General features: G+C 71.5%; 12 protein-coding genes. 10 read left to right on the forward strand and 2 right to left on the reverse strand.

The window, feature by feature from the left end:
* The first annotated feature begins 4 nt into the window (after positions 1 to 4).
* From AB0J72_RS37845 to AB0J72_RS37880, 8 genes are all read left to right on the forward strand, one after another.
* Complete coding sequence (locus AB0J72_RS37845; RefSeq protein ID WP_344503930.1) at positions 5 to 310, forward strand: YggT family protein; 306 nt, start codon at positions 5 to 7, stop codon at positions 308 to 310.
* 49 nt (positions 311 to 359) lie between these two features.
* Positions 360 to 1,151: a DivIVA domain-containing protein gene (locus tag AB0J72_RS37850; RefSeq protein ID WP_363407790.1), complete on the forward strand. Its 792-nt coding sequence runs from the start codon at positions 360 to 362 to the stop codon at positions 1,149 to 1,151.
* A 199-nt stretch (positions 1,152 to 1,350) separates the two neighbouring features.
* Entirely contained in the window at positions 1,351 to 2,124 is a 774-nt protein-coding gene (locus AB0J72_RS37855; protein ID WP_363408017.1) for a hypothetical protein, read from the forward strand.
* A 1,258-nt stretch (positions 2,125 to 3,382) separates the two neighbouring features.
* Positions 3,383 to 3,673 (forward strand): DUF167 domain-containing protein, encoded by a 291-nt coding sequence (locus AB0J72_RS37860; RefSeq protein ID WP_363407793.1) that lies wholly within the window; start codon positions 3,383 to 3,385, stop codon positions 3,671 to 3,673.
* Positions 3,670 to 5,172 (forward strand): potassium/proton antiporter, encoded by a 1,503-nt coding sequence (locus AB0J72_RS37865; RefSeq protein WP_363407796.1) that lies wholly within the window; start codon positions 3,670 to 3,672, stop codon positions 5,170 to 5,172. The genes AB0J72_RS37860 and AB0J72_RS37865 overlap by 4 nt, the downstream gene beginning before the upstream one ends.
* 382 nt (positions 5,173 to 5,554) lie before the next feature.
* Positions 5,555 to 5,971, forward strand: a complete 417-nt coding sequence (locus AB0J72_RS37870; RefSeq protein ID WP_363407798.1) for a TraR/DksA family transcriptional regulator — start codon at positions 5,555 to 5,557, stop codon at positions 5,969 to 5,971.
* Positions 5,968 to 6,618 carry a signal peptidase II gene (lspA, locus tag AB0J72_RS37875; protein ID WP_363407993.1) on the forward strand — a complete coding sequence of 217 codons (651 nt, stop codon included), beginning with the start codon at positions 5,968 to 5,970 and terminating at the stop codon, positions 6,616 to 6,618. The genes AB0J72_RS37870 and lspA overlap by 4 nt, the downstream gene beginning before the upstream one ends.
* Positions 6,611 to 7,534, forward strand: a complete 924-nt coding sequence (locus tag AB0J72_RS37880; protein WP_363407801.1) for an RluA family pseudouridine synthase — start codon at positions 6,611 to 6,613, stop codon at positions 7,532 to 7,534. The genes lspA and AB0J72_RS37880 overlap by 8 nt, the downstream gene beginning before the upstream one ends.
* Before the next feature lie 70 nt (positions 7,535 to 7,604).
* On the opposite strand, the gene AB0J72_RS37885 is transcribed toward AB0J72_RS37880, so the two are convergent.
* Complete coding sequence (locus tag AB0J72_RS37885) at positions 7,605 to 9,098, reverse strand: glycosyl hydrolase family 18 protein (protein ID WP_363407804.1); 1,494 nt, start codon at positions 9,096 to 9,098, stop codon at positions 7,605 to 7,607.
* A 99-nt stretch (positions 9,099 to 9,197) separates the two neighbouring features.
* Between AB0J72_RS37885 and AB0J72_RS37890 the strand changes: the two genes are divergently transcribed.
* Both AB0J72_RS37890 and AB0J72_RS37895 read left to right on the forward strand, forming a co-directional pair.
* Positions 9,198 to 9,986 (forward strand): hypothetical protein, encoded by a 789-nt coding sequence (locus tag AB0J72_RS37890; RefSeq protein ID WP_363407807.1) that lies wholly within the window; start codon positions 9,198 to 9,200, stop codon positions 9,984 to 9,986.
* 100 nt (positions 9,987 to 10,086) lie between these two features.
* Positions 10,087 to 11,208, forward strand: a complete 1,122-nt coding sequence (locus tag AB0J72_RS37895; protein ID WP_363407996.1) for an AAA family ATPase — start codon at positions 10,087 to 10,089, stop codon at positions 11,206 to 11,208.
* Here AB0J72_RS37895 and AB0J72_RS37900 read toward each other — a convergent pair.
* On the reverse strand, positions 11,196 to 12,542 hold the full coding sequence (locus tag AB0J72_RS37900) for a transaminase (protein ID WP_363407810.1): 1,347 nt from the start codon (positions 12,540 to 12,542) through the stop codon (positions 11,196 to 11,198). The genes AB0J72_RS37895 and AB0J72_RS37900 overlap by 13 nt on opposite strands.
* Positions 12,543 to 12,558 lie beyond the last annotated feature (16 nt).

Raw genomic sequence — 12,558 nt, forward strand, 5'->3', positions numbered from 1 at the left:
GGCCGTGGTGTCCATCACCCTGCAGATCGTGTATCTGCTGCTCTACCTGTTCCTGGTGGTGCTCCTCGCTCGCTTTGTCATGGGCTATGTGATGCAGTTCGGCCGCCGCTGGCAACCGGGCCGGGGCGCGGCGGCAGCGCTCGAAGTGGTGTGGAGCGTCACCGATCCGCCGCTCAAAGCGTTGAGGCGGGTGATCCGTCCGCTGCGTATTGGTACCGTGGCCGTGGACCTGTCTTCGCTTGTGCTGCTGGTTATCCTGTTCGTGCTGATGAACGTCGTGGTAAGGCAACTGATCGAGGTGTTCTCGTGACTCGCCCCGATCGGCGGCCACGCGGCCGCAACTGACCCGAGGAGTTTCGATGCCGCTGACCCCGGCCGACGTCCACAACGTCGCCTTCAAGAAGCCCCCCATCGGTAAACGGGGCTACGACGAGGAGGAGGTCGACGCCTTCCTCGACGAGGTCGAGCGCGAGCTCGCCCGTCTGATCGAGGAGAACAACGAGCTGCGCGCGCAGCTCGAACGCGGTGGTGGCGGTCGCGCCCCCGCCGGTCCCAGCGGCGGCGGTGACCCGCGCCTGGCCTCGGAGCTGGCCGACCTCAAGACGCAGTTCGAGCGCGTCCAGCGGGAGAAGCAGTCCGCCGAGCAGGCCGCTCGCGGCATGCAGCAGGAGCTGGACCAGATCCGCTCGCAGGGCGGCCCGGTCGGCGGCGACGGCGAGCAGCAGGCGCTCCGTGTCCTGATGATGGCCCAGCGCACCGCCGACGACCACGTGTCCGACGCCCGCCGCGAGGCCGACAAGCTGCTCTCCGACGCCCGCACGAAGGCCGAGGAGGTCACCCGCGACGCGCGGGCGAAGGCCGACGCGCTGGAGCGCGACGCCCGGCAGCGGCACCAGGAGGCGATGGGCGGTCTCGACGCCAAGCGCACCGCGCTGCAGAAGCACATCGAGGAGCTCAAGCAGTTCGAGCGGGAGTACCGGACCCGTCTGAAGGCCTACCTGGAGAGCCAGCTGCGCGACCTCACCGGCCGCGAGCAGAGCCTCGAGGCCGAGATGGCCGCCCGCAACGAGGCCGCGCCCCGCGCCGCTACCGGTGGCACCGGTCTCGCCGCGGCGGGCCTCTCGGGTGGCTACGAGGGCGCGGGCCGTTAGCTCACCCTCCCGGCGGCCTCGTTAGGGTGACCAGCACAGAGCACTGACACGCCGGTCAATGCGACACGCGGCGCCCCAGTCGAAATTCGGCTGGGGCGCCGGTCGCTATCCGGGGTCTCGTTCGTTGTACGGGCTGAGAGACACTCGCCCGGGACCGTTGCGCAGCATCTGCCGGGCTCAGCTTGCGGAGGGGTAGGCCGTGATCGTCGGAAGTCTGCTGCTGATCGTCGTGGCCGTGGGCCTGCTCGTAGTGGGCCTGCTGCAAGGCGCCGACGCCCTGCTGGTGGCGTCGATCGGGGCGAGCCTCCTCGCGGCGGTCGCCCTCATCGTCGGTGGCCGCCAGGCCGCCGCCGCCCGCTCGTCCCGCACCGTGCGCACCGGCCGGCAGGTGCCCAACGACGAGCGTTACGACCCGTTCGAGTCCCGCCTGGACGCTGACAGCGCCCGCGAGGCCCGCCAGCCCGTCGGCGCCGGCGCCCGGTCGACCGGCGGCACCACGTACGGGCGCGGCGCCGGTTCCGGCTCTGGTCCCGGCTCTGGTCCCGGTGCTGGTTCCGGTGCCCCCGCCCGGCTCGCGGACAGCGGGCGGACCGACGCCAACCTGTCGCCCGTCGACGAGACCGCGATCACGCCGCCCGTCCGCGACGAGCCGGTCGTGCCGCAGCAGCCGTACGACGACTACCCGGCCTCCGCGGACGGCGATTGGTCCGTCGACGGCGAGGAGTTCGACGACGAGGACCCGGAGGACGAGCCCCCGATCCAGCCGTCGTCGCCCGCCGACATGGCCCGCGTCGCCACGATGCAGGACGAGGTCCTGGTCATCGACGGCCGCCCCCGCTACCACGTGCGCGGCTGCGTGCACCTGCTCGGCCGCGAGAGCGAGCCCCTGCCGATCAGCGAGGCCGTCGAGCTCGGCTTCACCCCCTGCAGCGTCTGCGAACCCAACGACGCCGTCCTCGCCGGCCGCGCCTGACCGTCGCTCCCTTCGGCGCACGCCACGACCCGGGCCGACGGACATCCGTCCGGCCCGGGCTCAGGCGTTCACTCCACCGGGCCTGCCGCAGATGTCGTGCCCGGCTGGGCTGGGCGCTCCCAGCCGTCGGGCCTGGCGCGCGCCTGACCTGTCCTTTCGGCGCACGTCGCGGTCCGGCTGGCGGAGATTCGTCCGTTCCGGGGTCAGGCATTCACCCCACCTGGTCCGTCATGGATGGCGGACCCGGCTGGGAGCTCCGGGGCCTCGAATCGCAGCCGCGCCTGACCTGCCCGGGCCCGTTCCTTCAGCACACGCCACGGTCCGGGCCGTCGGCCGCCCGTCCCGCGCGCGGGCCAGGCTTACGTCCACTGCATCGAGCCCGCCACAGACCTCGGACCCACCTGGAAGCCTCCGGCCATTGGACCCAGTTGAGCTTCCGGCCGTCGGACTTCCGGCTGGGCACGCTCACCGGCCGGCCGGCCGGCCGTCCGTCGTCGACCGGCCCGGCATGTGCTCGGATACCCGGAGGGGCGGATCACGCCTGCCGTCGATTGGTCCGGATGCGCCCGGCTGGGCGGCTTCCGTGCGGCGGGAGCCCGGCGACCACGGGGCGACGGCGGGGCGGCCGTGAGCAGGCTCCGCGCGGGCGACGGCGGGGCGGGCGCTGGACGACTCCGGGCGAGGCGTCCGCGGGCCAGCCTGGTCGTCCTGACAGGGCAACCTGGTCGGCCCCGCCGGCGCTTCCACGCAGGCACCCGCGGGACAGGCGTCCGTAGGCCGACCTGCTCGTCCCGGCTGATTGGCCTGGACAACCCTGGTCAGAGCGACCCCGGCCTGAGTACCCCCCGGCCTGGACACTCCCGGCCTGGACGACCGGGCGCTGACGCGTGGGCGGCCTCGGGCGAGGCGTCCGTGGGTCTGCCTGCTCGCCCCGCTGGGCCAGCCTGGTCGGCTCCAACCCGGCGCTTACGCGCGGGTGGGCGGGCCGTGCGGGCGAGGCGTCCGTGGCTGGCCTGGTCGTCGTGGCGGGGGCGACGGACCCGGCAGGGGCGTCGTTCGCGGGGCACGTCGGGAACCTCGGCGGTGACGGCGGCCTTGTCCTACACCGTAACGTATCGGGAGAAATTGATCTCGGCGTTACTACTGTCGGTCGCGGCGGGACTGCTGTGGGTGGCGAGCGGGGAAGGGTGACCGGTCCGGGTGATGATCCACCGGTCCGGTCGATCGCTCACGAACGGGTGAACCTTCACAATAAGGCATGCCCTCCATTGCGATCCGTGTGAAGCCGGGTGCCTCGCGCACCGCGGTCGGCGGGAGTTACGCCGGACCGTACGGCCCAGCGCTGATCGTCGCGGTCGGTGCCCGGCCCGTTGACGGGCAGGCCACCGAGGCCGCGCTGAAGGCCCTCGCCGCCGCGCTGGGGTTGCGGCCGTCGGCGCTGCGGCTCAAGGCGGGCGCCGCCAGCCGGGACAAGCTCGTCGAGCTGCCCGAGACGTTGCCGGAGGGGCACGCCGCACGGCTGGCCGCGCTGATGGACCCCTCGCATTGAGCCACGAGTTCAACCTGGCGCTGCTCATCGGCGCGGCGGTGCTGCTGGTGTGCGTGGGTGCGGTGCGTCTGTCGGTGCGGCTCGGCCTGCCCAGCCTTCTGGTGTACCTGCTGCTGGGCGTCGTGATCGGCGAGGCGGGGCTCGGCATCAACTTCGAGAACGCGGAGCTCACCCGTACCCTCGGCATCTGCGCGCTCGTGGTGATCATCGCCGAGGGTGGTCTGACGGCCCGCTGGTCGACGCTGCGTCCGGTGCTGGGGCCGGCCGTGGTGCTGTCGACGGTGGGTGTCGCGGTGAGTGTGGCGGTGGTCGGCATGATCACGCACTTCGCGCTCGGCATCGGTTGGCAGCAGTCGCTTCTGTACGGGGCGGTGCTGTCCTCCACGGACGCCGCGGCCGTCTTCTCCACGTTGCGCAGGATGCCGGTCCGGCCGCGGCTCGCCGCGATCCTGGAGGCCGAGTCCGGCATCAACGACGCGCCGGTGGTGATCCTGGTCGTGCTGCTGTCGCTGCCGGAGGGGGTCACCGGCCCGTGGTGGGAGCAGCTGGGCCTGGTCGGCTACGAGCTGCTCGCCGGCGCGGTCATCGGGCTCGTCGTCGGGTTGGGCGGGGCCTGGGCGCTGCGGCGTGCCGCGCTGCCGTCCGCCGGCCTGTACCCGCTGGCCGCGGTCGGGTTGACCGTGCTGGCGTACGCGGTCGGCTCCGTCGCGCACGCGTCGGGCTTCCTGGCGGTGTACGTGACCGGCGTCGTGCTCGGCAACGCCCGGCTGCCGCACCGCAGGGCGATGCTCGGCTTCGCGGACGGGTTGGCGTGGCTCGCCCAGATCGGGCTGTTCGTGCTGCTCGGCCTGCTCGCGTCGCCCAGCGAGCTCGGCGCCGCGGTGCTGCCGGCGCTGGTCGTCGGCCTGGTGTTGATCCTGCTCGCGCGGCCGCTGTCGGTGCTGGTCAGCGTCACCCCGTTCCGGTTCGGCTGGCGCGACCAGGCGTTCCTGTCGTGGGCGGGGCTGCGCGGCGCGGTCCCGGTCGTGCTCGCCACGATCCCGCTGTCGGCCGGCCTGCCGGGCGCGCAGACGCTGTTCAACGTCGTGTTCGTGCTGGTCGTGGTCTACACGGCGGTGCAGGGGGTGACGCTGCCACCGGTCGCGAAGCGGCTGGGCGTGGCGGCACCCGGCGAGACGACCGACCTGCAGGTGGAGTCGGCGCCGCTGGAGCGGATGGGCGCCGACCTGCTGCAACTGGAGGTGCCGGTCGGCTCGAAGCTCAACGGCGTGCACGTGGACGAGCTACGATTGCCTGTCGGTGCGGTCGTGACGCTGGTGCTTCGCGACGGCGGCGCGTTCGTGCCGGAGCCGCAGACCCGCCTCAAGACCCGCGACAGTCTGCTGATCGTCGCCACCGAGCAGGTGCGTGACGCGGCGGAGCGCAGGCTGCGAGCGGTGAGCAGGCGGGGAAGACTTGCGCGCTGGTTTGCCGAACATGGCGAGGATCGGCGCCAATAACTGATCCAATTGGTCGGAATGCGTGTGGCATGTTTGTCGGACGCGTGTACATTCCGTATTCTTGCCAGCCACTGGAGTGCGCGACGCGCGTCGCGCGCCCGTTTTGCATCTGGGGGAAGCCATGGCCGAGCGAGCGGGTGGCGTGCCGAAAGGTACGTCCGCGAGCACCGCCGGGCAGCGTGACGCCGCTGATGTGACGCGTGTGACCACTGTGACAACAGCACAGAAACGCGGCACTCGGCAAGCGGCGGCTCGGGGGAGCATCACCACGTCGGCGCAGAGCAAGCGCGGCAACACTGGGGGGCTTGCGGACGACGCGGGCGGCTCAGGCACCACATCCAACACGTCGCCGATCGCCGCTCGTGCGGCCAAGGGAGCCACGATGGCCAAGACCGCCGAACCGAAGACCGCCGCAGCCAAGGCGGCACGTGGCACGCGCACCGCCGCCGAGACGGAGAAGATCCGGGTCGCGCTGATCGAGCGGCGCGACGAGCTCAAGGCGGAGCACGACCAGACCCTGGCCGAGATCGCAGAGCTGCAGCAGCACCGGCTCACCGACTCGGCGGGCGACGACCAGGCCGACACCGGCACCAAGACGTTCGAGCGCGAGCAGGAGATCACCCTCGCCAACAACATCCTCGAGCGGGTCAACCAGGTCGAGCGGGCCCTGGAGCGGCTCGACGAGGGCGGCTACGGCTGGTGTGAGAAGTGCGGCAACGCGATCCCGGTCGAGCGGCTGGCGGCGTTCCCGTCGGCTACGCTCTGCGTCACCTGCAAGCAGTTGGAGGAGCGACGCTGACCACCCAGGACGACACCACCACGACCACCCCCCGCGGCAGCCGGCGAAAGGCCTGGAGCCTGTTCGGCGCTGTCGCGGTCGTGGTGATCGGCATCGACCTCGCGGTGAAGGAGTGGACCACCTCCGTCATCGCGCACGGCGAGCCGGTGAAGCTGCTCGGCGGCCTGATCTACGTGATCTACGCCCGCAACAGCGGCGCGGCATTCAGCATGTTCAGCGACCTGACGTGGGTCTTCCCGATCATCGCCTCGGGGGTGATCGCCTGGCTGCTCGTCATGCTCCGCTCGACCGTGTCGGTGCCGTGGGCGGTCGCCCTGGGCCTGGTGCTCGGCGGCGCCGCCGGCAATCTCGGTGACCGGATCTTCCGGGCGCCGAAGCCGTTCCACGGGCACGTCGTGGACATGTTCAGCTTCCTCGACGACCACGCGGGGCACTTCCCGGTGTTCAACATCGCCGACTCGGCGCTGACGGTCGGCGTGGCGCTGGCGATCCTGCTGGAGTTCATGGGCCGGCGCCGCGACGGCACCAGCGCGAAGGACGAGGCCGCGAAGGACGAGGCGAAGGGCGAACAGGCCGGCTCGGAACCGCTCGCAGAGACGAGCGGGGCACCCGTCCCGGACCGGGACAAGGCCACCGACGATGCGTGAGACCCGGTCGATGTCGGTTCCCGACGGTCTCGACGGCAGCCGGCTGGATCAGGCGCTGACGAGGTTGTTCGGGTTCAGCCGTACCGTGGCGGCGGCGCTGGTCGAGGCGGGTGACGTCGCCGTCGACGGGCAGATCCGCGCGAAGTCCGACAAGGTCTCCGGCGGCGCCTGGCTCGAGGTGACCCTGCCCGCGCCCCCGTCGGAGGTCGCGGTCGAGGCCATCCCCGTCGACGGCCTGCGCATCGTGTACAGCGACGACGACATCGTCGTGGTCGACAAGCCGGTCGGTGTCGCCGCGCACCCGAGCCCCGGCTGGACGGGTCCGACGGTCATCGGCGGGCTCGCCGCGATGGGGCTGACGATCGCGACCAGCGGCGCCGCCGAGCGCCAGGGGGTCGTGCACCGCCTCGACGTCGGCACCACCGGGCTCATGGTCGTCGCGAAGAGCGAAATGGCGTACAGCATCCTGAAGCGGGCGTTCAAGGACCGCGAGGTCGAGAAGCGTTACCACACGGTCGTCCAGGGCCACCCGGACCCGCTGCGCGGCACCATCGACGCCCCGATCGACCGGCACCCCGGCCACGACTACAAGTTCGCGGTCGTCTCCGGCGGCCGGCCGAGCATCACGCACTACGACACGATCGAGGCGTTCCCGTCGGCGAGTCTGCTCGACGTCAAGCTGGAGACGGGGCGCACCCACCAGATCCGGGTGCACTTCTCCGCGCTGCGGCACCCGTGCGTCGGTGACACCACGTACGGCGCGGATCCGACGCTGTCGGCGCGGCTGGGGCTGGGGCGGCAGTGGCTGCACGCCCGGGAGCTGGGCTTCATCCACCCGCGGCAGGGCGAGTACGTGTCGTTCGTCAGCGACTACCCGCAGGACCTCAGCAACGCCCTGGAGGTCCTCGCGGCCTGACCGCCGCGGTGCGGCCGTGGATGAACCGTGGCGGTCAGGCGTCTTCACGAAGCGGAAGCGCGACCCGGTGCTACACGAGGGTGACGTCGTCGGCGTAGATCGTGCCGGTGCCGTACCAGCCGTGCAGCCACACCTTGATCGAGGTGGAGCTGCCCGTGTTGACCGTGACGGTGAGCTTCGTCCAGGTCGATCCGCCCGGCGTCCAGGTGCTCACGTCGCCGGTGCCGGTGGTGGCGCCGAGGAACGCGTAGTTGCCCTGCACCCAGGCGCTCAGCGTGTACGTGCGGTTCGCGGACACACCGACGGTCTGCGAACACTGCGCGGTGTCCGAGCTGGACGCGGCCGCCTTGAGCGCCTTCGTGCCGCCGTGCACGGGGGTGGTGACGACGCTGCCGAGCGCGCACGTCCACGGGCTCAGGGCGCCGGTCTCGAAGCCGCCGTTCACGATGCCGCTGCCGGGCGGGGTGCTCGGGCTCGTGCTCGTGCTGGGGCTGGTGCTCGGGCTCTTCGACACCGACGGGCTGGGCGAGCCGGGGCCGCTGTCGCCGCTGGTGAACGGGTTGAAGATGTGGGAGAACTCCCATGTCTGCTGCTGGATGCCGGAGCAGTTGTCGGCCGCCGCGCCGCCGGGGCAGCTGCCGTTGTCGCGTTGCAGCGCCCAGAACGACAGCGCCGCGATGCCCTGCTGGTTGGCCCAGTTGAGCACGGTACGGGCGTCGGCGAGGGTGAACGTCTCGGCGGGGCCGAAGTCGTCGACGCCGATCATCTCGGTGACGCCGATCATGGCCCACCGCTGCGCCGCCGTCTTGGCCGGCCACAGCTGCCCGAGCTGCGTGTGCAGCCCGTTGGACGCGGTGATCGTGTCCTGGGCCATCTGGTGCGGCTGGTTGTCGTAGTAGTCGAACGTCATCTGGTTGACGTAGTCGATCCGTGCGTTGTTGGTGACCGCGTTGCGCAGCACGGCGAGGCCGCTGGGGGCGAGCCCGGTCGTCGTGGTCGGCAGCGTGTACTGGAACTGCACGGTCCGGCCGTTGGCGGCGGCCCAGTCCTCGGTCAGCTTGATCGCCTTGTTGCGCCGGTCGATGCCCGCGGTGTTGGTCAGCGAGTTGTCCTCGATGTCCAGGTCGATGCGGGTCACGTCGTACGTGGTGATCACCTTCTGGAACTGGGCGGCGATCTGGTTGACGTCGGTGCAGCTGTCGGCGATCTCGGTGCCGCCGTTGTCGGCCGCGTAGCCGCCGAAGCTGGGGATGACGTCGCCGCCGCGGGCGCGGATCGCGGCGATGTCGGCGCCGAACGTCGAGTTCGCGATCGGCATGGACGTGTCGCCGTTGAAGTAGACGGTGCACGAGCCGCGGGTCGCGGTCTGGACGAAGGCCAGGGTCAGGTGCTTGACCCCGGACTGCTGGGACAGCCCGTTGAGGCTGTCGCCGTTGTACGCCTCGAAGTACGGGGCGAACACGTGGGTGGGGAGCGTGGCGGCCGCCTGGGCGGGGGCGGCGACCATGAACGCGACGGCGGCACCGAGGGCGGCGACGGCGGTCGCGATGGCGGGAGCTCTCACGAAGGCACCTTTCTATTAGGAAACCTTCCTGATAGATAGTCTTCACTGGTCACCCCTGTCAAGAGGCGTGCAACTTGCCTGTGCGACGCTCGACGCGCGATGAACTTCTTCCAGCGGCTCGACCAGCGGCTGCTCCCCGCCGCCGGCAACGTCCTCGCCCGGCTGTTCCGGGGCGCCGTCCGGCTGCGCGTCTTCACCGCCGTGGTCGCGCTGGTCGCGGTCACGGCGACCCTGCTGGTCGTCCACGGCGCGCAGCGGCACCAGCGCAGCGACCCCTCCCTGGGTGACGTCCTGCGCGTCGGCGTCGACGAGGGCGGCTCGATCCCGGTGTACGTGCGGAGCTCCGCCGACGAACTTTCCGCGCTCACGGGTGAACAGTCCGTGTACGCGCTGGTGTCGTTCACCGCATACCTCGGCCCCGACCGGCTGACCCCGGTGCTGTCGGGTGTCGCCCTGTCGAGTGTCTTCGCGCGGGTGCCGCTGCCGGGCGAGCAGACGGAGCTGGTCCGCCTCGGCGCCTACGAGGTGCCCGCCGACGTGGTGAAGGCGATGGACGCGACCGCCACCCGCAAGACCGAGGAGGCCGCGCACTACCGGCAGCTGCTCGACAAGGCCGCCAACCAGCCCAGCGACGTCCGGGCCGTGTACCTCGACGGGGCGATCATCGCCGACAAGGAGGCGACCGCGTACCGCGAGCACTGTTCGTGCGTCTACGCCGCGGTGATCTACGCCGCGCCGGCCGGGTTGCGGGCCGTCGCGGCCCGCCCGGAGACCCGCGCCGTCGATCCGATCACCGACCTGCGCCGCCTCGACCGGACGGTGTTCCTCCCGCCGCTGCCCGAGCAGGCACAGGTCGCGGGGCCCGTCGCGTCGGCCGGTCCGTCCTGAGGCGATATCCCTTCGGCCTGTCGTGCAGTTGATGCAGGGGATGCTCCCGCAGGTGTGGTCCGAATAGTGTTCGGTCCGTAGCCTGGGGTACGGGTGGACGCTGCGGTGCGGAGGGAGGGCCAGCGTGGCAGAGCGGGCCGATGCCGGGTGGGACAGGTCGTCGGAGCCGCCCGCCCGTTGGCGCTCGCTGCTGGACCGGGCCCTGCTCGGCCGGTCAAGCCCGGGTGATCTGGATTACGACGGAAGGTTCGAGCGCCCCAGCGCCCCATATCCGCCCGCGCGGCCCTACGATGACGAGCCAATGCATCCCAACGGCACACGCCCCCTCGCCGACGCTCCGTCGCAGCGTCGGGTCGTCGACCCCTATGAGAGTCGTCGAGGTCCTCAGGTGGAGTATCAAGCCCGCCCGGCGGACCCGACCGAGCAGATGGTGCAGGTCCTGCGCCAGGAGATCCCGACCCCCAAGGTCCTCGCCTTCGCCAACCCGAAGGGCGGGGTTCACAAGACCACCGCGACCGTGCTGACCGCCGCCACCATCGGCAGCGTGCGCGGCAAGGGCGTCATCGCCTGGGACGACAACGAGCTGCGCGGCACCCTCGGCCTGCGGGCCGGCAGCGCCCGGCACGCCCGCACGATCCGGCACCTCATCGCCGACCTCGTCCGGGTGGAGAACGCCTCCGGCTACGACCTGTACGACCAGCTCGACGACTACCTGCGGCACGCCTCGGACGGCTCGTACGACGTCCTCGCCGGCGAGGAGAACCCGCGCTTCGCGCAGCGGCTCGACCCGCACACGGTGCGCCGCGTCCTGGAGCTGCTGCGGCGCACCCACGACGTGATCTGCGTCGACACCGGCAACAACGTGGAGAGCCCCAACTGGCAGACCGTCCTGCAGACCGCGGACCAGCTGGTCGTGACCAGCGTCCCGCGGGAGGACGCGGCGTTCACCGCCGACTGGATGCTCGACCTGCTCGACGAGGCCGGCATGGACGAGCTGGTCGCCAACGCGGTGACCCTGCTGTCCTGCCCGACGCCCAACCCGACGCCGCTCATCGACGACCTGGCCGGGCACTTCCGCTCCCGGACCAGAGCCGTCGTCGTCGTGCCGTACGACCCGGCGCTCGAGAGCGGCTCCAACATCGAGTACACGATGCTGGCGCCGGCGACGAAGCGCGCGTGGCTGCGGGCGGCGGCCGTGATGATGGACCCCTACGCGCGCTGAAGCTCTTCGATCGCCGCGCCGAACACGGCGGCGTGCTCGTCCACCTGGTGTTCCGTGGTGGCCGGTGACATGAGCGCCATGTTGTGGAACGGCGTGAGCAGGATGCCCCGGTTCGCCAGGTACACGTGCAGGTAGTCCTCGAGGTCCGCGTCCGCGGCTTTCGCGCTGTCGGTGCCGTTGCGCGGGGCCGGGTTCGCGAAGCGGTACTCGACGCGCGCGCCGAGCCGGCTCACCGACCACGGCAGGCCGTGCGCGTCGATGACCTGCCTCGTGCCGGCCTCGAAGCGCTCCGCGAGGCGCTCCATCCCGGTGAACGCCTCGTCGGTCAGCACGTGCTCCAGGGTCGCCCTGGTCGCGGCGATGGACAGCGCGTTGCCGGCGAGGGTGCCGCCGACGCCGCCCATGTCGACGAGGTCGAGGTCCGTCCGCCGGCTGATGTGCCGCGCGATCTCGGCGGAGAGCCCGTAGGCGGCCGCCGGGATGCCGCCGCCGATCGCCTTGCCGATCGTGACCACGTCCGGCTCCAGCCCCCAGCGTCCGGTGGCGCCGCCCGGGCCGGCGGAGAACGTGTGGGTCTCGTCGTTGACCAGGTACGTGCCGTACTTCCGCGTCAGCTCCCGCACACCTTCCAGGTAGCCCGGCTCCGGCAGCACGATGCCGATGTTGGTCAGGGCCGGCTCCATGACGACCGCGGCGACGTCGCCGTGCGCGAGCTCGCGCTCGAGACCTTCGAGGTCGTTGTACTCCGCGACCCGGCTGGTGCTGGTGACGTCGCAGGGGGCGCCGACGTTGCCCTCGCGGCTGCGCGGGCCCTGGTCGCTCGTCACGATCAGCGACTCGTCGACCGAACCGTGGTAGCAGTAGCTGTTGAAGAGGATCTTCGGCCGTTGTGAGACGGCGCGCAGCAGGCGGATGGCCCAGCGGTTGGCGTCGGTGGCGGTGAGCGCGAAGCTCCACTCGGTGACGCCGAACCGCCTGGTGAGCTCCTTGCCCACCCAGGCCGCGTCCGGGGTGGGGAGCATGGCGCAGGCGCCGTTCGCGAACTGCTCCTGCGCCGCCTTCCGGGTCGCCTCCGGGGCGTGCCCCGCCATGGCGGCCGTGTCGCCGAGGCAGAAGTCGGTGTACTCGTGACCGTCGACGTCGGTGAGCGTCGCGCCCCGGGCCGTGGCCAGGTAGAGCGGGAAACCGGCGGCGTTCTTGTTCATCCAGGTCATCGGGACGCGGCCGAACAGGTTCCCGGCGTTCGCGTACTCCTCGGCGGAGCGTGGGTTACGGTCGGCGAAGGCGGCTCGCTCGCGGCGCAACAGTGCGCCCAGACGGTCACGGTCGATCATGCTGCGAGTCTCGCAA

Source organism: Dactylosporangium sp. NPDC049742, from assembly GCF_040674675.1.
Taxonomy (GTDB): domain Bacteria; phylum Actinomycetota; class Actinomycetes; order Mycobacteriales; family Micromonosporaceae; genus Dactylosporangium; species Dactylosporangium maewongense.